Consider the following 23,373-nt stretch of genomic DNA (forward strand, 5'->3'; position numbering starts at 1 on the left):
TGTCAGGCTAAGGCGTGAAAGAGTCTGTCCGGTCATGGTTTATCGTCCGTGTTGGGTAATGATGTAGGTGGTACAGCTGTGCAGGAGTGACGGTGACACAGGCGTGAGGGGGAGCATGAATTCGTTCGAGTGACCCGGAGAAACGGCGGGGGCATCCGGCAAATGGGTGTAAATGGCGTGCAGATTTTCCGCGTAGTGGCTGGGGGTGATGATGACCTTCGGTCCGCCCGGAATGAACCTGGCATCGTATCCGTATTCACGCGGTTGCTCACCTTTAGCCAGAAACATGATAACGCGGGCCTCGTTGGCTTTCCAGTCGCCTTTTTCGCCAATCGTGGTGGAAAGGTGCTGCATGATATTCTCGTACTCACGCTTTGACTGCACCCAGCGCAGGACGGCAAGAATAGCGCGCTTCCGGCTGGCAAAGGTGGTGCCGCCCTCGCAGGCTTCCCCCCGATGGCTGGCCGGACTGGCAACTTCATCCCAGAAACTGGTCTCAATCAGGGCGGCGATGGCGGCACCTTTGCTTTCCGGCGGGGCGTATTTCAGGTAGTCATCATTATCGAGTATTTTTTCCATCAGCCTTACGCGGGCCTCCTTATTGTCCCAGCCCATTTTTAATGAATCAATGATTTCATCACCGGCATCAATGACTCTGTTCAGACTGTACATGCCTGCGAGTAACGGGATAGCACAGAAGTAACGATAATCATCTTCCAGCATGATACTCATCAGGCGGGTGTAGTCGGCATTGCGCAGCATGTAGGTGAAGCAGGGCATAAATTCGTCCATGATGGCCTGCCCGTCGACATCTAAAGCCACTGAGCCTTTTGCGCCGAGGCCGTAGCAGATGCCGCCTTTAATCAGAATGCGAACCTTGCCGTCCGTCCAGCTGAATTTCATGCTGCCGCTCGTACCCAGGCCGGCCTGTCCTGTTACACCTACAGCCACTTTTGCCAGGGAGGTGAATTTATCACTTCCCTTACCGGCCTGGTCGGGGTTGAGCCAGACCATTTTTCCGGTGAGATTGGTCCCGACTTCCGCACCGGCAAACAGGCTCAGTTCTGTACCAGGCTTTACTTCTTCTGCTGCTTTTGAAATATCAACATTGCGCCATTGCCCAGGCGTGCCGGTCGGCGTGGCCTTGACGGGGAGTCCCTTTACCACATTCCCGGAGAAGCTGACACCGGCCTCGATACCCAGACTGGCCCCGATACTGCCGGACAGGGCCAGTTCGAAATCAAAGCGCAGAATGCCGAGCAGCCCCATGCCGCCACCGGGGATGCGTGCCGGGTCCAGCGGGTAGCAGATACGGGTTCCGGCATAGTCAGGCCAGTAAACTTTTGCGGTACTTTTCGCTTCGGCCAGCGCAAGGCTGGCGTAGGCGCTCAGTTTTCCGCTGGCCGTGGCGGAGGGTTTTACCTTACCGGTGCGGATGTCGTATTCAAACGGGTTCAGGGAGCCTTTGAGGCCGGCGCCGTAAGTCCAGCGCATCAGCTGGGCCTGTCCGTCAAAAACGATGTTGCCGCTTTCCGATTCAGCATGTTCTTTCAGGCTGTCATTCAGTTCTCTTGCCCAGTCCGTGAGTACATCCACATGGTCATCAATCAGCTTCTGTTCCCGGACGGTCATGGAGGGTTTTACTTTTGCCAGCTGTGACTTCAGCTTCTCCGTATCGATTTCCTGCCGCGTACGGGTGACGCCATCTTCACCGGTATGACTGACGGTTTTCATAAAACTCTTTGTCGCCGGCTGTTTTTCGCCGTCGTTCAGTCGATAGCGCCGCCAGTGACTGCGGATTTTATCGGAGCGGACATAGGTGTAACGCCCGCCGCGGTAGCCTTTGCCCCGGATTTCGATCATCTCCATAATGCCGATGGCACTCTTTTTGGCGTTATCATCCAGCAGTGTGGCCTGCGGAAGCTGGCTGGCCGGGGTGAGATCCTGAAGCTCGCTTCTCAGCGCTCCGATGGCCCCGTCGAGCTGCTGATATTCCTGTTTCAGCCGTGATTCGAGGCGGTTGCGCTCAGCGACCTGATGCCAGTCGAGGCGGGTAATTTGCTGCGTGAGGTCGTCAATGCGCAGTTGAGCATCGATACGGGTAGCCAGCAGCTTTTCCAGCCGGCCATGCTCCCGCTCAATGGCATCGTTATCACAGGCATCAACGGCAATCAGGCTTTCGCTGTCGGGATGAAAATAGAGTGCGGGTCCAAAGGTGCAGTATGCTGTGACGCCGGTGGACTGTAATTTCAGGCGGGTGGTTGTTGTATTGTTGCCGGCGGGTGTAGTCTGGTTAGTCATTTATCATCCTTGCATTCGTGAAGTAACCATGTGAACTGAAGGGATTATAAGATGGTTTGGCTGTATAAACAAAAAGCAGTCAGCGCCGGGGAAAAGTGAGGGCTGTGGCCTGTATTTCACAGGATCGTAAAAAGATCCTCTTGAGGTCGTTTATTCGCCAGACGACGCCATCAACAGAATTCATAGTCAGGTCGTGTCTGAGTGGATGCCAGGATCCCCTGTGCCAGTGCTGTTGTGTGAGGTCAAATAGTACCCTGACAGGGTCTGCGCGAAGCTGCTTCACCCGGTGTCGTATTGTAGTGGAGCCTGCGTCAGTAGCCTCCGGCCTGACGGCCCGCCCGGATTCGCCGTCCTGGCTCAGCCGTGCTTTCGCCGGCGTCCCTGCCGGCTCTGCCTGGCCGTCACTCTGCGTTCGGCGCTGCGGATAGCGCCCCAAAACCTGCTCTCCGGGCATCACCACTGTTTTCCGGTTTTAAAACAAAAACACAATCCGCTTAATAACAGATTTAGCACTGTTGGTCGGGCGACATCGCACCGCTGAGCGAGTGAATGTGGCCAGGACGAGCCGCATGGATGCGGCGAGAGGTCATGCTGAGCAGGAGCGAATCATGACCGGTCCGTAAAGGACACATGAGTGAGTGAAGGTACCGCGGAGCGGCGGGCAGGCTTGTCGCAAGGCAGGGAGTGCAGAGGGCGCGGCCATGCGCCCTTTGCCCGGTCGCCCACGGCGGATTACAGGCAGCAAGCCTTACCACAAAGCGAACGGAATATTCACCGTACTTACACAAACAAATTATTCGGTTCCCGGGGATCAGCTCTGAGCAGGTTCCGGCCGCCATACGTACAGTAGTTTCAGTTGCCGCATGGCGGCGGCCGGGTTAAGGCCCGAAGGCGCGGGCCTTAACAATCCGCGCCTGGCGCAGGTCCTCGCTGTACCCTCACTTATCACTCCGGCCTGACGGCCCGCCCGGATTCGCCGTCCTGGCTCAGCCGTGCTTTCGCCGGCGTCCATGCCGGCTCAGCCTGGCCGTCACTCTGCGTTCGGCGCTGCGGATAGCGCCCCAAAACCTTCCATCGGAGCATCACCACTGTTTTCCGGTTTTAAAACAAAAACACAATCCGCTTAATAACAGATTTAGCACCGTTGGTCGGGCGACATCGCACCGCTGAGCGAGTGAATGTGGCCAGGACGAGCCGCATGGACGCGGCGAGAGGTCATGCTGAGCAGGAGCGAATCATGACCGGTCCGTAAAGGACACATGAATGAGTGAAGGTACCGCGGAGCGGCGGGCAGGCTTGTCGCAAGGCCGGTAGTGCAGAGGGCGCGGCCATGCGCCCTTTGCCCGGTCGCCTGCGGCGGATTACAGGCAGCAAGCCTTATTACAAAGCGAACGGAACACTCACCGCGCTGATAATAAAAAACTCCTCCGGTTTTCTCTGGTCTCATATCCCGGTCGCCCGCAGCGGGGCAAAGGCTGCCCGACAATAAAGTGAACCGAATATACATGGCCTGAAATAAAAAAAGGTGCCTGTTAAAGGCACCTTTTGGTATGACTGCTCGTTCTGTTACTGCTCCGGATTTTGTTTCAGAGTCAGTAACAGCCCTTCACGTCGCATCCGGGCGGCTTCTTCCGGACGGCGCATCTTGTCATAGCAATCTGCCAGCCAGGCATAATCAAACGCATCTGTACGCTGTTCCAGCGCCTGACGGAAGGCCTCAGATGCCGGTTGCCATTCGCCCTGACGCATCAGCATCTGCCCCAGTGTACTGTTCAGTAACGGGGTAGCACCGTGCTGCTTCATCTGCTGGCGCAACGCTTTTTCCAGCTGTTCAGGCGAGGCACTGTTGATGCGTGGCAGTAGCAGGATCAGACGCTCGTCATACTGACGCTTCAGTCCGCTCAGTACAATTTCCTGCGCTGTTGCCGGGTCATTGCACTCAATCAGATGATTTGCCATCGCGACCTGCAGGGCGGTGTCCTGACGGGTTTTACGGCTCTGATTTCCCCACCACTGTTTAAGCCCTTCGCTGCCTTGCTCAGCCATGGCCTGGTTCATCAGGCCCAGCCATGAGCGTTGCTGCAGATCCTGTAGCTGCTCATCGTTGATCACCTGTGACTTCTCCATTGAAGGCAGAATATCGAGCAGAGCACGCCAGGCACCGGTATTCAGATAAGCCTGCTCTGCCAGGCGGAGCACTTCAGGATGACGCGGTGTCACTTCCAGCAAACGATCAATACAGTGACGGGCCGCATGATCTTCTTTACGGGCCAGAAGAATACGTGCACGGGTAATTTCCACCGGGATCTGGTTGTCGCTGCTGACTTCAGCGGCACGCTCCAGGTGCTGGTTCGCCCGGATTTCATCCCCGCGCTGTTGTGCGGCTTCAGCAGCCAGCAGATAGTTGGCTAACGGATCTGCCGCATGATCGGCATCGCGGGAAAGTAGCTTCTCAACCTGTTTATGGTCGCCTTCTGCCAGTTTGATCAGCGCATCACGCGTCTGTCGCTGTGCACGGCGACGTTTGCGGCCGGTGAACCACCCACGGGTACGTTTTCCGGTACGAAACAGTCGACGCAACACCCATTCAATCAGCAGGATCACCATCAGCGTAACGATCAGAATGATCACCAGTCCGGTGACACTGGTTTCAATATTCCAGTGATCGGTCTGGATCAGCACATATCCCTGGTGACCCGCCAGCAGAGGACCCAAGACAATCCCTGCCAGTAGCAATAAAAACAGAATCAGGATTTTTAGCATGCTTAATTCCCCTGTTGTACAGAGGGGGCTGAAGGCTGATTCAGCAATCCACGAACCCGGGTTTGCATCAGTTTATCCAGCAGTGGCTGGCTGGAAAGTGCATCCGGCACATCCATCGCAATGTTCTGTTGTTCCAGAGCATCAATCTGTGACAGAAATGCTTTGGTTGCCGGATCACTGGTGTCATACCAGGCGCGTACCCAGGAAGAAACAGATTCCAGAGACTGTTTATAAATTTCGTTCTGGTGGCGCGGAACCGCCTGCGCAGCGATCAGTAATTTCGACCGAATATTTTCACGCAGATAAATGTCCTGGTTTGGTGCCAGTAGTGGCTGGGCGGTATTATCGCGACGGCGGATAGTAATGAAATTATCCATAAAGTCGTGCCAGCTCTTCTCCAGGTTTTCACGCCAGTGGGCCAGAGAACCGGAAAGTTCTTTACTGTCGGCATCCATCGGATTATTGCTGCCTTCATCATCGGCCAGTCGTAAATTATCGACCCCATTAGACAACTGATTCAGTTGCAGAATGATACCGTCATAATCCACCTGGTTAATGGAAGAAAGGGTACTGATATCGTTAGTCAGCGCCCTGCGTACATTCAGTACACTCGGGTCATCCATTTGGGCCAGGCTGCCATCCGCACTTTTTAATAATGCAGCTGCGGTAGTCACATCCTGGTCACTCCAGAGTTTTCTCCCTGCCAGTTTTACCAGATAGTCGGCCTGAGCAATCAGCCAGCTGCTACTGTCATTGCCGGTCAGTGAGGTGACTTTATCACGTAGCGCGCTCAGCTCTTTATCGGTCGCTTCCTGGTGCAGTCGTGCATCCTGAAGTGCCTGCGTCGCTGAGTTAAGCTGCTGTGACAGCTGTTGCTGGCCGGCCTGACTTTGCTGAACCAGATCACTCAGTTGCTTGTCCAGCGACTGCAGTGAACGGGTTGCGGCATCTTGCTGCTGTTTGCTGTACCAGTAACTTCCTCCACCGGCAGCCAGAGCAATGATAATGGCCACAATGGCTAAAGTTGTTCCGCTGTTTTTTGCCGGTGAAGTCTTTTCTGCTGCCGGAGAAAGATTCTCTTCCGGTGGTGTGACTTCAGGCATGGCGGAGGGGTCTTTTTGTTCCGTCATTTTGGCTCATCCCATTGTTTTTAGTTCAGTATAACGCGCGAAATAGCGCGTCGTTATCCGCGCCATCAGCTACCGTTACAGAGTGCCAGCCTGCTTCTCCGGCGAGGGTAGCTAAACGTTCACTGACGACAATCAGCCGACAGTGTAATAGCCATTCTCTGCGATCTATGGCAGGAAACAGCTGATATAAAAATTGCAGCATTTCGCCACTGGTGACAACCAGCGTCGTGATACCTTGTCTTCGCCAGCGCACAGCTTCTTCTGCACCCTGATACTGGCAAGGGATCCGCTGATAGCATTCGCTAAGTTCAACGGTAGCCCCCCGCTGTGTGAGCGTTTCTGCCAGCAGTTCCCGGCCGCCATTTCCCCGAAGGATCAGCGCACGCTTACCGGTGAGATCCTGCAGCGAAGGCAGATTCAGCAGCGTTTCACTGGTTCCTGTGTCCTGCGGGTAGTTCACGTTCTGTAAACAGGCCTGATGTAATTCCAATGCGGTACGCCGACCTATAGCATAATAGTCGACACTGGCGGGCCATGCAGTATTGCTTTGCATAATTACCGGTGCTGCGAAACGGATCGCCTGATGTGATACAGCAAACAGCAGGTCATCCGGGGCCAGTGTTGCCAGCTTTTGTGGCAGCTCAGGCAGGCCCCGGCCAGGGGCATATTCAATTAACGGCAGGCTCCAGGCATGTTTGCCTGCCTGCCGCAATCGTGCCACCAGCGCGGAGGCTGAAGGCTCTGGCCGGGTGACCAGTATGGTCATACCGGCGGATGCCCCTGATAGACATCCCGCAAAATATCACCGGCTCCCCGTTCCAGCAGTTCTTCCGCCAGCGAAATCCCCAGTTGTTCAGCTTCAGAACGGTGTCCCCGGCGTTCGCCGTGGATAATCCGGCTGCCGTCCGGTGTTCCTACCAGGCCACGTAACCAGAGTCCGTCGTTTTCCTGCAGAATAGCATAGCTGCCAATCGGTACCTGGCAGCCGCCTTCCAGACGGGTATTCATCGCCCGTTCTGCACGGACACAGGTTGCAGTATCGTCGTGGTTAAGTGCCTGCAGTAGCGAAATCACTTCAGCATCATCCAGCCGGCACTCAATACCGACCGCTCCCTGACCGACCGCGGGCAGAGAGACTTCAGCTGGCAGGGTACTACGGATCCTGGCTTCCATCCCCAGTCGCTTCAGACCGGCCGCAGCCAGGATTATCGCATCGTATTCCCCGGCATCCAGTTTTGAAAGGCGGGTACCGACATTACCGCGTAAGGAACGGATCACTAAATCAGGGCGGCGTGCGCTGAGCTGACACTGACGGCGTAAACTGGACGTGCCGACGATGGCTCCGGCGGGAAGTTCATCAATTGTCTGATATTTGTCAGAAACAAAGGCATCATGCGGGTCTTCGCGCGGACAAATCGTGACCAGGCCCAGGCCTTCGGGAAATGCGACAGGCACATCTTTCATGGAATGAACCGCCAAATCGGCACGATTTTCCATCATGGCCAGTTCCAGCTCTTTGACAAACAGTCCTTTACCACCCACTTTCGATAACGGGGTATCCAGCAGGACATCACCTTTGGTGACCATCGGGACCAGTTCCACCTGTAAGCCAGGGTGGGCGGCCATTAACTGTTCCTGAACATAATGCGCCTGCCAGAGAGCCAGCGGGCTTTGCCGTGTAGCGATACGAATAGTTTTGTCAGACATGTCGTTAACCGTTTTTGTCGTTTGCTAATCATCCTATCATTTAAACGATAAATGTGGCAGGCTTCGGCGATGAAATCCGGACGGTCTGTAATGGTATATGACCCGCCGCAATGAGGGTTCTGTGGCATCTAATATTAAGATTCCGTGGTGAAAGGTGATAAAATAATCATCATTGCAGTAACCGTGGCCTGGTCCCGGAGGGGAATATTTTTTCAGTCCGCTCTGTCCCGGCGTCACGAGTATCTTGTTTTATCGGAGTATAAAAGTGCGTAATCACCGGAACTTGCAGGCAAAACGTCTTGTACCTTTATATTGAAACTCTGAAACAGCGACTTGACGCCATTAATCAGCTCAGGGTAGATCGGGCAATGGCAGCGATGGGGCCTGCTTTCCGGCAGGTGTATAGCTTGCTTCCTGCTCTGCTGCACTATCATCATACTGCGCTGCCTGGCTATCAGCAGGGCAATGTACCGCACGGTATCAGTTTTTTTACGCCCGCAGCACATCAGCTGAACCTTCTGAAACGTTTTTCTGACGAACCCTTCATACAGCATATCCACCCGCAGGGAGAAGCGCCGATCACCGGGGTTTATTCCATGGGCAGTACGTCCTCGGTGGGGCAGAATAACCATTCCGACCTGGATATCTGGGTCTGCCATCAGTCCTGGCTGGACAGCCACGAAAGACAGGCACTACAGAATAAATGCCGGCTGCTGGCGCAATGGTGCCAGTCGCTGGGTATTGAAGTCAGCTTTTTCCTGATCGATGAAAACCGTTTCCGGCATAACGAAAGCGGTAATCTGGGGACTGAAGACTGCGGCAGCACACAGCATATTCTGCTGCTGGATGAATTTTACCGTTCCGCTGTCCGGATGGCGGGTAAACGTATCCTCTGGAATATGGTGCCGGCATCAGGGGAAGGCCGCTACGATGATTATGTGATGTCTTTATATGCCGGTGGCGCGCTGACACCCAATGAATGGCTGGATTTGGGCGGCCTGAGCACGCTTTCGGCCGAGGAGTATTTCGGTGCCAGCCTCTGGCAGTTATATAAAAGTATCGATTCTCCGTATAAAGCGGTACTGAAAACATTGTTGCTGGAAGCCTACACCCGCGAATATCCGGATACGCGTCTGCTGGCGATGGATATTAAACAACGGCTTCATGACGGTGAAATTGTCAGTTTCGGCCTTGACCCCTATTGCATGATGCTGGAAAAAGTCACCGACTATTTACAGGCGATAGAGGATCCTGCCCGGCTTGACCTGGTTCGTCGGTGTTTTTACCTGAAAGCCTGTGAAAAGCTGTCGGTAGAGCAGCCGCAGGGGCGTTCTCAATGGCGACGGGAAATACTCAGTCAGCTGGTGAAAGAGTGGGGTTGGGATCAGCAGCGGCTACAAATACTCGACAGTCGTGACAGCTGGAAGATTGACCAGGTACGCGAAGCGCATAACGAGCTACTGGATGCGATGATGCAGAGTTATCGTAATCTTATCCGTTTTGCTCGCCGTAATAATTTAAGTGTGAGTGCCAGTCCACAGGATATCGGGGTACTGACGCGTAAATTATATGCGGCGTTTGAAGTTCTGCCTGGTAAAGTTATCCTGGTCAATCCGCAGATTTCACCGGATCTGAGTGAAGAGAATCTGACGTTTATCCATGTCCCTGAAGGGCGCGCAAATCGCCCGGGCTGGTATCTGTATAATTATGCTCCGCAGATGAATTCTATTATCAGTCATCAGCCGTTGGAGTATAACCGCTACCTGATCAAGCTGGTGGCCTGGAGCTGGTTCAATGGTCTGCTGACCGACAAAACACGGCTGCATATTAAAGGCAGTGGCGGATGTGAGAATGAAAAATTACAGGGGCTGGTGACGGATGTTGCCCATCACTTTCCGCTCCGCGTACCGGCGCCGACCCCGAAAGCGTTGTACAGCCCGTGTGAAATCCGTCATCTGGCCATTATGGTGAACCTGGAATATGACCCGACGGCGGCGTTCCGGGATCAGGTCATTCATTTTGATTTTCGTAAACTGGATGTCTTCAGCTTCGGACAGCAGCAGCGTTGCCTGATCGGGAGTATTGACCTGCTGTACCGCAATTCCTGGAATGAAGTGCGCACCCTGCATTTTCACGGTGAGCAGTCGATGATTGATGCGCTCAAAACGATTCTCGGCAAGATGCACCAGGATGCTCAGCCTCCGGACAGCGTGGAGGTTTTCTGTTACAGCCAGCATTTGCGCGGACTTATCCGTACACGGGTTCAGCAACTGGTCTCGGAATGTGTTGATATCCGTTTATCCAGTCCCCGTCAGGAACCCGGGCGCTTTAAGGCGCTGCGGCTGGCGGGAGATACCTGGGGGATTTTCTTCGAGCGCATGAGTGTCTCGGTACAGAAACTGGAAAACGCGGTAGAGTTTTATGGTGCCATTTCCAACAACAAATTGCATGGCTTATCGATTAAGGTGGGATCGCAGCAAGCGGAATTACCCGCTGTCGTTAACGGCTATGCCAGTGAAGGGATTATTCAGTTCTTTTTTGAAGACAGCCCGTCTTGCGCGGATTTTAATATTTATATCCTGGATGAGCAAAACGGGGTAGAGGTCTACCGCCATTGTGAGGGTAGTAAAGAAGAACTGGTGCGTGATGTCAGCCGGTTCTACTCTTCCTCGCATGATCGCTTTACCTACGGCTCCGGTTTTATCAATTTTAACCTGCCACAGTTTTATCAACTGGTGACGGAAGGCGGAAAAACCCGGGTATTACCTTTTCGTTCTGCCTCCCACGATGAAGTGGCTGAAAACGTTTCCCCGCAACTGAGCCGGAATATATTACCGCGTTCAAAGGATCGGTTCTGAAACTGGCAAGCCGGCACCGTTACCCTGCCGGCTTTCAGGCTCAGAAACTGAATTTCTCGCCGGCCTGGGCGGTGCATGCCTGCTCCAGCAATGTCCAGAATTCGGTGCCGCTACGGTCACAAATCCAGTGCGGGGACTGATAGCTGAAGTGATATCCCCCGGCTTTGGTCGCGAGCCAGACCTGATGCAGAGGCTCCTGACGGTTAATGACAATTTTACTGCCATTTTCAAAGCTGAGTGTCATCACACTGCCGTGGGTTTCGTAATCGATATCGGCATCGCCGTCATGCTCATCCAGGCGCTCTTCAACACTCAGAAGTAACTGGTCTGCCAGTTGATGAAATTCACTGTCGTTCATTATTGCTCCCCTGTTTTTTGCAAAGTATAGCGCGCTGACAGGGTTTGCCAATCCTTGTCTGATCCGCGAGGAAAAGCTTCTGCAATTGAGAGCGGAATTCGGGGATTTTCTGTTGCTTTTCCTTGTTCAACTGCGATGATAAGTGAATGAGATTAAGCACAGATTGAGTGTAACAAAAATGAAAAAAATGTTCGGTTGGCTGGTATTCATAGTGATCCCCGCAGCATTAACGGGATGCGGACTGAAGGGACCTCTCTATTTTCCGAAAGATCAGGCCCGTCACCATAAAACCTCCATAGTCGTGCCACAGGATACTGATACTTCAGTACCTGCAGGAACCGTAGCACCATAAATCACAGTGTAACCGGCGGAGCAAACAATGCAGTTTTCAAAAATGCACGGTCTCGGCAATGATTTTATGGTCGTTGACGCAGTCACTCAGAATGTGTTTTTCTCGCCGGAACTTATTCGCCGGCTGTCCGACCGTCATCTGGGCGTAGGATTTGATCAGTTACTGATCGTTGAACCCCCTTATGACCCGGAACTGGATTTTCATTACCGTATCTTTAACGCCGATGGCAGCGAAGTGGCCCAATGCGGTAACGGCGCCCGCTGTTTTGCCCGTTTTGTCCGTCTTAAGGGGTTGACCAATAAAAAAGATATCCGGGTGAGTACCCATACCGGCAGGATGGTTCTGACCGTCAACAGTGATGACACGGTGCGGGTCAATATGGGGGAGCCGGATTTTGAGCCAGCCAATATCCCGTTTCGTGCCAATAAAGCCGAAAACCTGTATCTGTTACGGTTAGCGGAACAGACCCTGATGTTTGGTGCCGTTTCTATGGGTAATCCGCATTGTGTGATTCAGGTGGATAATATTACCACCGCAGCCGTTGAGTTGCTCGGCCCGCAGATGGAAAGTCATGAACGTTTTCCTGAACGGGTTAATGTCGGGTTTATGGAAGTGGTTTCCCGTTCTCATATCCGTTTAAGGGTCTATGAGCGAGGCGCCGGGGAAACTCAGGCCTGTGGCAGCGGAGCCTGTGCGGCCGTCGCCAGCGGTATACTTCAGGGGCTGCTGGCTGAAAGCGTCCGTGTCGATTTACCGGGCGGCAGTTTAACCATCACCTGGGACGGTCCGGGCACCCCGCTATATATGACGGGACCGGCAACACATGTCTACGACGGATTTATTCATTTATGAAACCCGATGAAGAACCGGAATTACTGAAAGATATGGCACCTGATGAGCAGTCCGTCAGTGACTATTTGTGTCGTAATCCTGATTTCTTTATCCGTAATGCCCGTCAGGTCGAACAGATGCAGGTGCCTCATCCGGTGAGAGGCAGTGTTTCGCTGGTGGAATGGCATATGGCGCGCCAGCGGAATCATATTCAGCAACTGGAAGAAGAAATTACATTGCTGATGGAGCAGGCCTCGGCGAATCAACAGCTTTTCGGGCAGCTATTATCGTTGCAGTCACACCTGACGGCTGCGGACAGTCTGCAGGATATGCTTGAGCGGTTACACCGCTGGGCCAGAGGTCTCGGCCTGGCAGGGGCGACCGTACGCCTGTTCAGTGAAAAATGGTTGCTGGGCGCACCGTCGGGGTTTACCGGCCTCGGACTTTCCCGGCAGGCGTTTGATACATTACGGATCCAGCGCTTTGGCCGCCGCCAGCATTATCTTGGTCCGTTGAATGGCCCCGAATTACTCCTGCTATTGCCGGACGCAAAGGCGATAGGGTCGGTAGCTATGTCACTGATGGGCGACCATGAGGACCTCGGGGTACTTATCTTCACCAGCCGTGATAAACAGCACTACCAGCCGGGGATGGGGACGGAGTTACTGCAATATCTGGCCGGAATGCTGCCGGACCTGCTGGCACGATGGATTTCACGTAAATGAATGCCCCCGAACTTACCGATAGCCTGCAGGTGCCTGTCGATCGTTTTCTGCGTTACCTGAAGGTCGAACGCCAGTTAAGTCCGCTGACGCTGACCAGTTATCAGCACCAGTTAGCGGCGCTGATCCTGCTGATGAAGGATGCCGGTCTGCAGCACTGGGAGCAACTGGAGCCCACGCATGTCCGCGCACTGGCGGCGAAAAGTCGCCGTAACGGGCTTCAGGCGACCAGCCTGGCATTACGGTTGTCCGCCTTACGCAGCTTTCTCGACTGGCAGGTTGACCGGGGAGCGTTACCGGCTAACCCGGCGAAGGGGATTGCCACACCCAAAACGTCCCGTCATCTGCCGAAAAATATTGATGTCGATGAGATGGGGCAGTTGCTGGACATCGACCTCAATGATCCGTTATCGGTACGTGACCGTACCATGCTTGAGGTGATGTACGGTGCCGGATTACGTTTAGCGGAGCTGGTCAATCTGGATTGCCGGCATTTTGATGCGGAGTCCGGAGAAATTCTGGTCACGGGGAAAGGCAGTAAAGAACGGCGATTACCGATAGGACGCACGGCCTGTGAATGGATGCAACGCTGGCTGAAAATGCGTGAATTATTTGGCGCGCAGGATGATGCTGTCTTTCTTTCGCAGCAGGGCAACCGTATCTCTGCGCGTAATGTTCAGAAGCGTTTTGCTGGCTGGGGGGTGAAACAGGGACTCAGCAGCCATATTCATCCGCATAAATTGCGTCATTCGTTCGCCACCCATATGCTGGAATCCAGCGGTGATTTACGTGCGGTGCAGGAACTATTGGGCCATGCGAACCTGTCGACCACCCAGATCTATACCCATCTGGATTTTCAGCATCTGGCTTCGGTGTATGATGCTGCCCATCCGCGGGCGAAACGAGGAAAAAAATAATGCACTTTTACCGACCACCGGGCAAGATCCGCGCAATGACCTTTGATCTGGATGACACGTTGTATGATAACGGCGATGTGATCCTGATGACGGTCAGAAAAACGCATCAGGCGTTACAGCAGTGGCACCCGGCGTTAGAAAAGATAACGCTCAGTGACTATGAAGCCGCCCGTGATCAGGTGAAAAGTGAGACTCCGCAAGCCGTCCACGATGTCACGCTGTGGCGGGAAAAGGCTGTATTCCTTGTGATGCAGGCCGCCGGGCTGCCGGAAGAGGCATGCCGCCAGGGGGTCGCGCATGTGATGTCCGTATTTGCCCGCTGGCGCAGCGACGTAAACATGCCGGATTCCACTCACCGTACTCTGCGCTACCTGGCGGATCGCTTGCCCCTGGTCGCGATCACCAACGGGAATGCGGAACCGGAAAAAATGGGTATTGCCGGGTATTTTCGCTTTATTCTGCGTGCCGGACCGGATGGCCGGGCAAAACCGGCGCAGGATATGTATCGGCTGGCGGCAGAACGCCTGCAATTACCGGCGGCTGAGATACTGCATATCGGGGATGACCTGACGACCGATGTTGCCGGTGCTATTGTCAATGGCTTTCAGTCCTGCTGGATCAACCCCGGTGACCGTGACCTGATGACAGCCCGGGATGCCCGTCTGTTACCCCACCTGGAAATTTCGCGGTTGGATTCGCTGATGACGCTGGTATAATGGCTGTAAAAATATACAGTTAAATTTCTCCTCAATTGCGGTGCTTATGGACGTTTCTGATCTGCTCAACAGTTTAAATGATAACCAGCGTGAAGCCGTGGCGGCACCGCGCAGCAATTTGCTGGTACTGGCGGGTGCCGGTAGTGGTAAAACCCGTGTGCTGGTACACCGTATCGCCTGGCTACTGACCGTTGAGAACTGTTCTCCCTACTCTATTATGGCGGTGACCTTCACCAACAAAGCGGCCGCAGAGATGCGCCACCGTATTGAACAGGTATTGGGAACCAGTCAGGGAGGTATGTGGATCGGGACGTTTCATGGCCTGGCCCATCGGTTATTACGTGCACACCCGCTGGATGCAGGGTTACCTGCCGATTTTCAAATCCTGGATAGCGAAGATCAGCTACGGTTACTGAAACGCCTGATCAAAGCGCTGAATCTTGATGATAAGCAGTGGCCTGCACGGCAGGCCATGTGGTACATCAATGGCAAAAAAGACGAAGGCCTGCGGCCGAAGCATATCGAAAGTTACGGGAATCCGGTCGAGCAGACCTGGCTGAAGATTTACCAGGCCTATCAGGAAGCCTGTGATCGCGCCGGACTGGTCGACTTTGCAGAACTGCTGCTCCGCGCCCATGAGTTGTGGCTCAATAAACCGCATATCCTTAATCACTACCGTGAGCGTTTTACCAATCTGCTGGTGGACGAATTCCAGGATACCAATAATATCCAGTATGCCTGGATACGAATGCTGGCCGGTGAGACGGGGCGTGTCATGATAGTCGGTGATGATGATCAGTCGATTTATGGCTGGCGTGGTGCGCAGGTCGAAAATATTCAGCGTTTCCTGAACGATTTCCCCGGCGCGCAAACCATTCGTCTGGAACAGAACTATCGCTCTACGCGTAACATCCTTAAAGCTGCCAATACCCTCATCGCCAATAATGAGGGGCGTCTGGGCAAAGAACTCTGGACAGAAGACAGCGACGGAGAACCGATTTCTCTGTATTGCGCCTTCAATGAGCTGGATGAATCCCGTTTTGTGGTCGGGCGGATCCGGCACTGGCATGAGCAGGGCGGAGCCCTGGCCGATTGCGCCATCCTTTACCGCAGTAACGCCCAATCCCGTGTGCTGGAAGAAGCCCTGTTACAAAGCAGTCTGCCTTACCGGATCTATGGCGGCATGCGCTTCTTCGAGCGACAAGAGATCAAAGATTCACTGGCGTATCTGCGTCTTATCTCTAACCGTAATGACGATGCAGCGTTCGAGCGGGTTGTAAATACCCCGACCCGCGGCATCGGTGACCGTACTCTTGACGTGGTCCGTCAGGCAGCCCGCGACCGCCAATTAACATTATGGCAGTCGTCCCGGGAATTGCTGACAGAGAAAGCCCTGGCGGGCCGGGCGGCCTCGGCGCTGCAACGCTTTATTGAATTGATCGATTCCCTGTCTCAGGAAACCTGTGAACTGCCCTTACATGTACAGACGGATCGGGTCATCAAAGACTCCGGCCTGTGGATGATGTATGAGCAGGAAAAAGGGGAGAAAGGACAAACCCGGATAGAAAACCTTGAAGAACTGGTGACGGCGACCCGTCAGTTCAGCTACCAGGATGAGGATCAGGATCTGATGCCGTTGCAGGCTTTCCTGTCCCATGCCGCGCTGGAAGCGGGGGAAGGGCAGGCCGACAAATGGCAGGATGCGGTTCAGCTGATGACGATGCATGCCGCCAAAGGACTGGAGTTCAGCCAGGTCTTTATCGTCGGCATGGAAGAGGGGATGTTCCCGAGCCAGATGTCACTGGAAGAAGGTGGCCGTCTGGAAGAAGAACGCCGTCTGGCCTATGTCGGGGTAACCCGTGCGATGCAGAAACTGACCCTGACCTATGCGGAAAGCCGCCGGTTGTACGGTAAAGAGGTCTCACACCGTCCTTCACGCTTTATCAGGGAGATCCCTGAAGAATGTGTCGAAGAGGTCCGGTTACGGGCCAGTGTCAGCCGTCCGGTCAGCCATCAGCGGATGGGTGCGCCGGTAACCAGTAATGACAGCGGTTATACACTGGGGCAGCGGGTAAAACATGCCAAATTTGGTGAAGGGACTATTATTAATCTGGAAGGCAGCGGTGAACATTGCCGTCTGCAAGTCGCTTTTCAGGGACAAGGCGTGAAATGGCTGGTGGCCGCGTATGCCAGGCTGGAAAGCGTCTGATCTGCGGGACTAACCTTGACGATTTTTTCATCCCGGCGTAACATGCGCGCACTATTATTATTAAGAGGACAATGCCTTGGACACGCCCAGTCGCTGCTGGCAAACAGACCTGAATAACAGGCTACCCCGCTAAGGCAACCTCATACCGGTAGCCGTAGCGGTTACCGGTGACCCTCTGTAACTCACCGTCATTTGCGCCAGCATTGATTTATCACATTTGTGGTTTCTGTGTTCGGGCACCAGCTGTGCCGATCATCGGTTATCTGCGGTCTACAGCCTTGTCCCATCCTGTCAGAAATGGGGAGTACGTACTGCTATGCTGAGTGCATTTAAACTGGAAGAAAATCGTCTGAGCCGTATGGAAATGGAGAGCGGTAATACGTCTCTTGCACCGTCGGTCTGGATCGACCTGATTGAACCTGATGAACAGGAACGTCATTACGTTCAGGAAGAGCTGGGACAGAGCCTGGCTACCCGCCCTGAACTGGAAGATATTGAAGCCTCCGCGCGTTTTTTTGAAGACGAAGATGGCCTGCATATTCACTCATTCTTCTTTTTTGAAGATGCCGATGATCATGCGGGAAATGCGACAGTGGCCTTTACTATTCGTAATGACCGTCTGTTTACCCTGCGTGAGCGTGAGTTACCGGCATTCCGCCTCTATCGTATGCGTGCGCGTAATCAGACCCTGATTGACGGTAATGCGTTTGAACTGCTGCTGGACCTGTTTGAGACCAAAATCGAGCAACTGGCGGATGAAATTGAGAATATTTATACCGCACTGGAAAAGTTAAGCCGGGTCATTATGGAAGGTCAGCAGGGTGAAGAGTACGACGCTGCACTTTCACGACTGGCTGAACTGGAAGATATTGGCTGGAAGGTCCGCTTATGTCTTATGGATACCCAGCGGGCACTGAACTTCCTGGTGCGTAAAGCCCGCCTGCCGGCCAATCAGCTGGAACAGGCCCGTGAAATTCTGCGTGATATCGATTCACTGTTACCTCATAACGAATCTCTGTTCCAGAAAGTCAACTTTCTGATGCAGGCTGCGATGGGCTTTATCAGTATCGAGCAGAACCGTATTATCAAGATCTTCTCGGTCGTTTCGGTGGTGTTCCTGCCTCCGACACTCGTTGCGTCAAGCTATGGGATGAACTTTGAGTTTATGCCGGAACTTAAATGGACATTCGGATATCCGGGCGCTGTGTTACTGATGATCCTGGCGGCACTGGCCCCTTACCTTTACTTTAAACGTCGTAACTGGCTGTAAGCCGGCCAGCGAAACAGGCAGCCCCGGGCTGCCTGTTTACCTTTCTGTGGGTTAACCGCGATAAGTCAGGTAATGCTGCATTTCTTCCGCGGGAACCATTCCGCCGCCGGTCCCCCAAATCAGATGTGTCGCATTCTGTAACGGGAGATCCGCAAATGCTTCGATGATCCGCGCAACGCCCGGAGCGCCTGCCAGCGCGGAAGGCTCCAGTTGCAGATTTTCCGTAGCATCCAGCGATTGTAATAATCCGAACAATTCATTATCCGGCACGGTGTAGCAGCCGTCGATCATCCTTGCCATGGAGCGCCCCACAAAACCGGAAGGACGACCGACCGCCAGCCCGTCAGCCGCCGTGCGGTTACTGATACCGAAGTCTGCTACGGATAAGGCTTCATGCAGCCCGGTATAGAGCCCCATCAGCATACAGGGGGCCTCTGTCGGTTCGGCAAAAAAGCAATGCACATGGTCGCCGAAAGCCAGTTTCAGACCGAATGCTATCCCGCCCGGCCCTCCGCCGACCCCGCAGGGCAGATAGACGCATAACGGATGCTCAGCATCGACAGGAATATTTTTCTCCGCCAGCTGTACTTTGAGCCTCTCACCGGCAACGGCGTACCCCAGAAACAGGTTTCGGGAGTTTTCATCATCGATGAAGTAACAATGTTCATCGTGTTCTGCCTGCTGACGTCCCTGTTCAACCGCCTGACCATAGTCACCGTCATACTCAATGACGTTAACGCCGTGACTACGCAGTTTATCTTTCTTCCATTGCCGTGCATCGGCAGACATATGCACGGTGGTTTCGAAGCCCAGTCCCGAGGCTGCAATACCGATAGATAAGCCCAGGTTGCCGGTACTGCCAACGGCGATCCGGTGACGGCGAAACAGGTCACGGCAGGTATCGCTGGCGAGGATACGATAATCATCGGTCAGTGATAATACGCGGTGGCGGAGAGCCAGTTGTTCGGCATGGAACAACACTTCATAAATTCCGCCTCTGGCTTTTACTGACCCGGAGATCGGTAAATGGCTGTCTTTCTTCAGCCATAAACGCGGCTGCCAGGGCAATGAATAACGCTCTGCCAGTGCTGCAGAAAATGCAGGAACTTCCTGTAATTCCGATTCAATGATCCCCCGGGTGGCGGCCACTTCAGGGAAGAGTTCAGCCAGAAGGGGGGCAAAGCGCTGCAGACGCGCACTGGCCTCACTGACATCGGTCGCGGTCAGGCTGATATCGCTTAGTGCCTCGCTGAACGGTACAAGATCCGGGTTACGCCAGCACACCGGCACGGTAGCCAGTAAGGAGGACATCAGCGGATAGTCGTGCTGCCACGTGTCGATACTTTTTCCATAAACAATCATCTGTCTTTTTATCTCCTGAAAACCGGGCATCAGACGGCTGACGCCCCTTCCATGGCCGTGCTGTGCTCAGTGGCGGAAAACGGCGGATGGGTGACCGGTGTCCACAGGTCGACCTGGCCTGATTTCAGCGCCTGCATGTCAGGGAGAGGCCGGCGCAGATCCTCTGTGGTTTCACAATACGCTTCCAGTGCGCTGGCAGCCAGCATCAGCTCCAGGTCACCCCGGAATTTACCGATCACCTGCATGCCGAAAGGCATATTTTTATGGTCCACACCCATCGGCATCGACAGTGCCGGGTTCGTTGCTAAGGTAACGACATAGGTCAGTGCCAGCCAGCGGTAGTAATTATCCAGAGGGACACCGTTGACTGATTCCAGGTACGGTTGCTGCCAGGGAAAAGCTGACACTGGTGTGACCGGAGAGAGGATCAGATCATATTTCTCAAACTGTGTCTGAAAATGGCGGAAAATTCGGGTCTGTTCCGCATTCCCCCGGACGCAATCTTTTAAAGACATTTTTGCGCCCAGTTCGTAGTTCGCCCGGGGATTAGGCCCCAGAGAATCAGGATCTTTTTCATAAGCGGACTGCAGGCTGGCGACGAAGGCTTCGGCACGCAGAACGTCGAAACAGGCATGTCCGTTTTCCATGCGGAATTCCGCTTCTTCACAACTGGCGAACAGGCCTTTCAGGCGGCTGATTTTCTGACGAAAGACCTGGCGGATCGAATTATCAACGTCGCAGATCCCGAAGTCTTCGGTATAGCCGACCCGTAATCCGGACAGGGCCGTCGGGGACATATCGGTGATATTTTGCGGCATGGTGAAGGGATAACTGAGCGGGTCGTTGGAAGCCAGCCCGGCAGTGGCGGCCAGTTGCAGCCAGGTATCCGCTACATTTCTGCCCATCGGACCGACCACGGAAATAGGCGTCCATCCCAGCAATTTGCGCTCACTGGGCACCAGGCCGGGTGACGGACGCAGACCCACGATACCGCATTTGGCCGCCGGAATACGTAATGAACCTCCGGTGTCTGAACCACTGCACAGAGGCACCATGCTGGCTGCCAGGGCGGCGGCGGATCCCCCGGAAGAGCCTCCGGCATTCAGTTCCGGATTGAAGGGGTTACCGGTCGCTCCCCAGACCGCATTTCGGGTATTGGCACCGGCGCCCATTTCCGGGACATTCGTTTTCCCGACCACAATGGCTCCGGCCTGGCGTAAACGGTGAACCAGCTCATTATCTTTGGCAGGAACATTCGCCCGATACAGCGGAGATCCGTAGGTAGTCAGTAACCCTTCCGTTTCTTCCAGGTCTTTAATTCCGATGGGTAACCCGCGTAAAATCCCGCCCGGCTCACCCCGTAAAATCGCTTGTTCGGCGAGGTGCGCTTCTTTTCTTGCCCGTTCAAAGGACGTTGCACAAAACGCGTTAATTTTCGGGTTCAGTTCTCCGATACGTGTAATACAGGACTCAAGGACTTCGCAGGGAGAGACCTCACGCGTTTCAATCAGTTGCTTCAGTTCTGTTGCAGTTAAATCGGCTAACTCGTCAGGATAAGACATGGCCGGGTTCTCCTGTGTCAGGGATGTCAGTCAGCTATCGCTCCGGCATAAGGCGGGATAGCGGCGTAGAATGTCAGGTCATCTCAAGGGAGGGACAATGGCCTCACGGATGTAATCAATAAACTGTTCTGTGACCGGGGAGACGTGCCGGCTCGCCAGGGCCTGAATTTCGATAGAGCGGTCATTTTCTTTCAGTTCCGGCACATTCAGGGCGATGAGCTTACCGGCACTGAGATGATGCCGGACAAATAACTCGCCTCCGAAGGTGACCGCGGACCCGGTCACAGCAAACTGTGCCAGGGTATCCAGGTTATCGGAGTCCAGCACGCTGTGGTAACTCAGCCCCTGGCGGCTGCAGTAAATATCCAGCAGCTGGCGCAAGGTAGTATTGATCCCCGGGAGCGCCAGAGGGAATTCCGCCAGGTCGCGTAACGTCACTTCAGGGCGCTGTGCTAATGTGTGAACGGGGGAGACCAGCGCAAGCAGCGGTGCCGGCTGACTGTAGAGGACTTTGATGTCCCGGGTGGCTCCCAGGCTGAAACTGAAGCCGATATCAGCTTCTCCTTCACGTACCCTGCGGGTGACTTCACGTGCCGGGGCGACCTGTAACTGAAATGTACAGTCCGGCCGGCGCTCCCGGAAACCGGCGATCCCCGCGGGCATAAAATGTGAGGCAAAACCGTGGGTACAGGCAATTTTGATTTTTGATTCTGATACCTGGCGGAGTGACTGGATCTCATTGGTGACCTGTACCGCATCCAGTAACGTCCGGCGGGCATAAGCGGCCAGTAATTCTCCGGCCGGTGTGAGGGTGACGCCCCGCGCCTGTCGTTCAAATAATGCGGTTTCCAGTGCATTCTCCAGCCGCCTGATCTGCCGGCTGACGGCAGAGGGAACCACATGCATCCGCGTGGCAGCTTCGCTGATGGAACCGCAGTTAACAACCTGTATAAAGTACAGAACGGCGGTTTCGCTGAGAATTCGGGTATTCATGAGTGAAACATCTCCTGGCTGACATCACTGCAGTGTAGCGGAACTCTTATCGGTATCGGCAAATAATCGTTCCGCTATCAGTCACTCAGGCCTTACGGGCCTGCGTCAGCGGAATGTCACGGCTTTTCGTGGTACTGAATGTCAGGCTGATCAGTACCGCCACCGCAATGGAGGCCAGCAGGAAGAGGAACGCCGACGGGTAGCTGTGGGTTACGGAAATAATCAACCCGATAGCCAGCGGTGAAACAAATCCGGCGGCCTGCCCGCCAAAGTTAATAATGCCGATACCGGTGCCGACCAGCCGCTGTGCCAGTATTTTTGCCGGCAGAGCAAAAGCCACGGAGAAGACAAACGATTTAAAGAAATAAGCAATGGTCTGATACACCATGACTTCTGTGGTGGTATGCGCCTGATACATACCGTAAACAAAGACACCAGTCAGCAGACAGCTCAGGATCAGCATCACTTTTTCTTTCCCCTCAAACCAGCGGGTCATGACCCAGCCGCCGAGTGCGGAGGCGATACTGGCCGCGATAAAAGGCAGAGGGAGTAAAAAGCCGACGGTTTTTAAGTCCAGACCACGGGCTTTCATCAGGTAGATGGGCATCCAGGCATCCAGGCCTTTATTGACCATACTCAGACAGAACCAGATCAGCATGATTTTCCACAGAAACGGCATACGCATTAGTTCGGCGACACCTTCCCGGGTGATTTTTGGCCGCTTCTCTGTGCTGTCACCACCGGTACGGGGGATAAGCAATCCGTAGAACAACGCAAAAACAATCCCGGCAATACCGATACTGAAAAAGGCATCCCGCCAGCCTAACCCGAGGATTAACGGTGCAATGATCAGCGGGGCAACAAAGCTGCCGACATAGTTAGAGGAAATCAGCAGGCCGGTCATTTTCGGACGGGCTTTACGCGGGTACAACTCGGCAATCCCTTTCATGGCAGAGGACGGATACCCGCCTTCACCCAGGCCAAACAGAAAGCGGATCACCAGCAGCGATGTCAGTGACCAGGCAAAACCGGTGAGCACCGTAAACAGGGACCAAAGGCCGATGGAAATAATAATGACGAACTTACTGCCAAACCGGTCAGATAACCATCCGCCCGGAATTTGCATTAGGGTGTACCCGAGGTAAAACACACTAAGTACGATACCCAGTTCCGCCGGCCCCATATGAAAGTCTTTACCGATATGGACCAGTGAAAGGGATATTGCACTACGGTCAACATAGGAAATCATAAATCCGAGGTAAAGCAGGATAAAAGCAAACGTCGGTTGATTGAGCATTTTTCCGGTCTTCATCAGTCTTTCC

19 protein-coding genes are annotated in these 23,373 nt (G+C 54.1%); 8 read left to right on the top strand and 11 right to left on the bottom strand.

All coding sequences use genetic code 11. The features are described 5' to 3' along the window. Positions 1-39 precede the first annotated feature (39 nt). The 6 genes from CG67_RS06185 to hemC form a co-directional block, all read right to left on the bottom strand. The gene (locus tag CG67_RS06185; RefSeq protein ID WP_025902098.1) at positions 40-2,301 is read right to left on the bottom strand and encodes a hypothetical protein; all 2,262 of its coding nucleotides are present in this window, start codon (positions 2,299-2,301) and stop codon (positions 40-42) included. Between the two features lie 945 nt (positions 2,302-3,246). Continuing rightward, positions 3,247-3,384 (bottom strand): hypothetical protein, encoded by a 138-nt coding sequence (locus CG67_RS18290; RefSeq protein WP_160318964.1) that lies wholly within the window; start codon positions 3,382-3,384, stop codon positions 3,247-3,249. Between the two features lie 483 nt (positions 3,385-3,867). Continuing rightward, positions 3,868-5,064, bottom strand: a complete 1,197-nt coding sequence (gene hemY, locus CG67_RS06195; protein ID WP_025902100.1) for a protoheme IX biogenesis protein HemY — start codon at positions 5,062-5,064, stop codon at positions 3,868-3,870. Between the two features lie 2 nt (positions 5,065-5,066). After that, entirely contained in the window at positions 5,067-6,194 is a 1,128-nt protein-coding gene (gene hemX / locus CG67_RS06200) for a uroporphyrinogen-III C-methyltransferase (RefSeq protein ID WP_025902101.1), read from the bottom strand. A 25-nt stretch (positions 6,195-6,219) separates the two neighbouring features. Further along, positions 6,220-6,960 (bottom strand): uroporphyrinogen-III synthase, encoded by a 741-nt coding sequence (hemD, locus tag CG67_RS06205; protein WP_025902102.1) that lies wholly within the window; start codon positions 6,958-6,960, stop codon positions 6,220-6,222. Then, entirely contained in the window at positions 6,957-7,901 is a 945-nt protein-coding gene (gene hemC / locus CG67_RS06210) for a hydroxymethylbilane synthase (protein WP_025902103.1), read from the bottom strand. Before hemC ends, hemD begins: the two co-directional genes overlap by 4 nt. A 299-nt stretch (positions 7,902-8,200) precedes the next feature. On the opposite strand from hemC, the gene CG67_RS06215 reads away from it, so the two are divergent. Continuing rightward, positions 8,201-10,759: a class I adenylate cyclase gene (locus CG67_RS06215; RefSeq protein ID WP_025902104.1), complete on the top strand. Its 2,559-nt coding sequence runs from the start codon at positions 8,201-8,203 to the stop codon at positions 10,757-10,759. Between the two features lie 40 nt (positions 10,760-10,799). Here CG67_RS06215 and cyaY read toward each other — a convergent pair whose 3' ends face one another. Continuing rightward, positions 10,800-11,117 carry an iron donor protein CyaY gene (cyaY, locus tag CG67_RS06220; RefSeq protein WP_025902105.1) on the bottom strand — a complete coding sequence of 106 codons (318 nt, stop codon included), beginning with the start codon at positions 11,115-11,117 and terminating at the stop codon, positions 10,800-10,802. 187 nt (positions 11,118-11,304) lie between these two features. Between cyaY and CG67_RS17820 the strand changes: the two genes are divergently transcribed. From CG67_RS17820 to corA, 7 genes are all read left to right on the top strand, one after another. Beyond that, on the top strand, positions 11,305-11,469 hold the full coding sequence (locus CG67_RS17820) for a lipoprotein (RefSeq protein ID WP_235501109.1): 165 nt from the start codon (positions 11,305-11,307) through the stop codon (positions 11,467-11,469). 27 nt (positions 11,470-11,496) lie between these two features. Beyond that, positions 11,497-12,321 (top strand): diaminopimelate epimerase, encoded by an 825-nt coding sequence (gene dapF, locus CG67_RS06225; protein ID WP_025902106.1) that lies wholly within the window; start codon positions 11,497-11,499, stop codon positions 12,319-12,321. After that, on the top strand, positions 12,318-13,025 hold the full coding sequence (locus CG67_RS06230) for a DUF484 domain-containing protein (RefSeq protein ID WP_025902107.1): 708 nt from the start codon (positions 12,318-12,320) through the stop codon (positions 13,023-13,025). Before dapF ends, CG67_RS06230 begins: the two co-directional genes overlap by 4 nt. Then, complete coding sequence (gene xerC / locus CG67_RS06235; protein ID WP_025902108.1) at positions 13,022-13,939, top strand: tyrosine recombinase XerC; 918 nt, start codon at positions 13,022-13,024, stop codon at positions 13,937-13,939. Before CG67_RS06230 ends, xerC begins: the two co-directional genes overlap by 4 nt. Continuing rightward, the gene (gene yigB / locus CG67_RS06240; protein WP_025902109.1) at positions 13,939-14,655 is read left to right on the top strand and encodes a 5-amino-6-(5-phospho-D-ribitylamino)uracil phosphatase YigB; all 717 of its coding nucleotides are present in this window, start codon (positions 13,939-13,941) and stop codon (positions 14,653-14,655) included. The genes xerC and yigB overlap by 1 nt, the downstream gene beginning before the upstream one ends. A 46-nt stretch (positions 14,656-14,701) precedes the next feature. Beyond that, positions 14,702-16,864 (top strand): DNA helicase II, encoded by a 2,163-nt coding sequence (gene uvrD, locus CG67_RS06245; RefSeq protein WP_025902110.1) that lies wholly within the window; start codon positions 14,702-14,704, stop codon positions 16,862-16,864. Positions 16,865-17,180: 316 nt separating this feature from the next. After that, on the top strand, positions 17,181-18,134 hold the full coding sequence (gene corA, locus CG67_RS06250) for a magnesium/cobalt transporter CorA (protein ID WP_025902111.1): 954 nt from the start codon (positions 17,181-17,183) through the stop codon (positions 18,132-18,134). Between the two features lie 51 nt (positions 18,135-18,185). On the opposite strand, the gene CG67_RS06255 is transcribed toward corA, so the two are convergent. From CG67_RS06255 to CG67_RS06270, 4 genes are all read right to left on the bottom strand, one after another. Further along, positions 18,186-19,496, bottom strand: a complete 1,311-nt coding sequence (locus tag CG67_RS06255; protein ID WP_025902112.1) for a D-serine ammonia-lyase — start codon at positions 19,494-19,496, stop codon at positions 18,186-18,188. 29 nt (positions 19,497-19,525) lie between these two features. Next, the gene (locus CG67_RS06260; protein WP_025902113.1) at positions 19,526-21,058 is read right to left on the bottom strand and encodes an amidase; all 1,533 of its coding nucleotides are present in this window, start codon (positions 21,056-21,058) and stop codon (positions 19,526-19,528) included. Positions 21,059-21,136: 78 nt separating this feature from the next. Continuing rightward, positions 21,137-22,051: a LysR family transcriptional regulator gene (locus CG67_RS06265; protein WP_025902114.1), complete on the bottom strand. Its 915-nt coding sequence runs from the start codon at positions 22,049-22,051 to the stop codon at positions 21,137-21,139. A gap of 85 nt (positions 22,052-22,136) precedes the next feature. Next, on the bottom strand, positions 22,137-23,363 hold the full coding sequence (locus tag CG67_RS06270; RefSeq protein ID WP_025902115.1) for an MFS transporter: 1,227 nt from the start codon (positions 23,361-23,363) through the stop codon (positions 22,137-22,139). Positions 23,364-23,373: the final 10 nt, after the last annotated feature.

This window comes from Tatumella sp. UCD-D_suzukii, from assembly GCF_000611875.2.
Lineage (GTDB): Bacteria > Pseudomonadota > Gammaproteobacteria > Enterobacterales > Enterobacteriaceae > Tatumella > Tatumella ptyseos.

Coding starts and splice junctions, on each gene's coding strand:
- CG67_RS06185 (WP_025902098.1), bottom strand. CDS start 2,301: ATGACTAACCAGACTACACCCGCCGGCAACAATACAACAACCACCCGC.
- CG67_RS18290 (WP_160318964.1), bottom strand. CDS start 3,384: ATGCTCCGATGGAAGGTTTTGGGGCGCTATCCGCAGCGCCGAACGCAG.
- hemY (WP_025902100.1), bottom strand. CDS start 5,064: ATGCTAAAAATCCTGATTCTGTTTTTATTGCTACTGGCAGGGATTGTC.
- hemX (WP_025902101.1), bottom strand. CDS start 6,194: ATGACGGAACAAAAAGACCCCTCCGCCATGCCTGAAGTCACACCACCG.
- hemD (WP_025902102.1), bottom strand. CDS start 6,960: ATGACCATACTGGTCACCCGGCCAGAGCCTTCAGCCTCCGCGCTGGTG.
- hemC (WP_025902103.1), bottom strand. CDS start 7,901: ATGTCTGACAAAACTATTCGTATCGCTACACGGCAAAGCCCGCTGGCT.
- cyaY (WP_025902105.1), bottom strand. CDS start 11,117: ATGAACGACAGTGAATTTCATCAACTGGCAGACCAGTTACTTCTGAGT.
- CG67_RS17820 (WP_235501109.1), top strand. CDS start 11,305: ATGTTCGGTTGGCTGGTATTCATAGTGATCCCCGCAGCATTAACGGGA.
- dapF (WP_025902106.1), top strand. CDS start 11,497: ATGCAGTTTTCAAAAATGCACGGTCTCGGCAATGATTTTATGGTCGTT.
- CG67_RS06230 (WP_025902107.1), top strand. CDS start 12,318: ATGAAACCCGATGAAGAACCGGAATTACTGAAAGATATGGCACCTGAT.
- xerC (WP_025902108.1), top strand. CDS start 13,022: ATGAATGCCCCCGAACTTACCGATAGCCTGCAGGTGCCTGTCGATCGT.
- yigB (WP_025902109.1), top strand. CDS start 13,939: ATGCACTTTTACCGACCACCGGGCAAGATCCGCGCAATGACCTTTGAT.
- uvrD (WP_025902110.1), top strand. CDS start 14,702: ATGGACGTTTCTGATCTGCTCAACAGTTTAAATGATAACCAGCGTGAA.
- corA (WP_025902111.1), top strand. CDS start 17,181: ATGCTGAGTGCATTTAAACTGGAAGAAAATCGTCTGAGCCGTATGGAA.
- CG67_RS06255 (WP_025902112.1), bottom strand. CDS start 19,496: ATGATTGTTTATGGAAAAAGTATCGACACGTGGCAGCACGACTATCCG.
- CG67_RS06260 (WP_025902113.1), bottom strand. CDS start 21,058: ATGTCTTATCCTGACGAGTTAGCCGATTTAACTGCAACAGAACTGAAG.
- CG67_RS06265 (WP_025902114.1), bottom strand. CDS start 22,051: ATGAATACCCGAATTCTCAGCGAAACCGCCGTTCTGTACTTTATACAG.
- CG67_RS06270 (WP_025902115.1), bottom strand. CDS start 23,363: ATGAAGACCGGAAAAATGCTCAATCAACCGACGTTTGCTTTTATCCTG.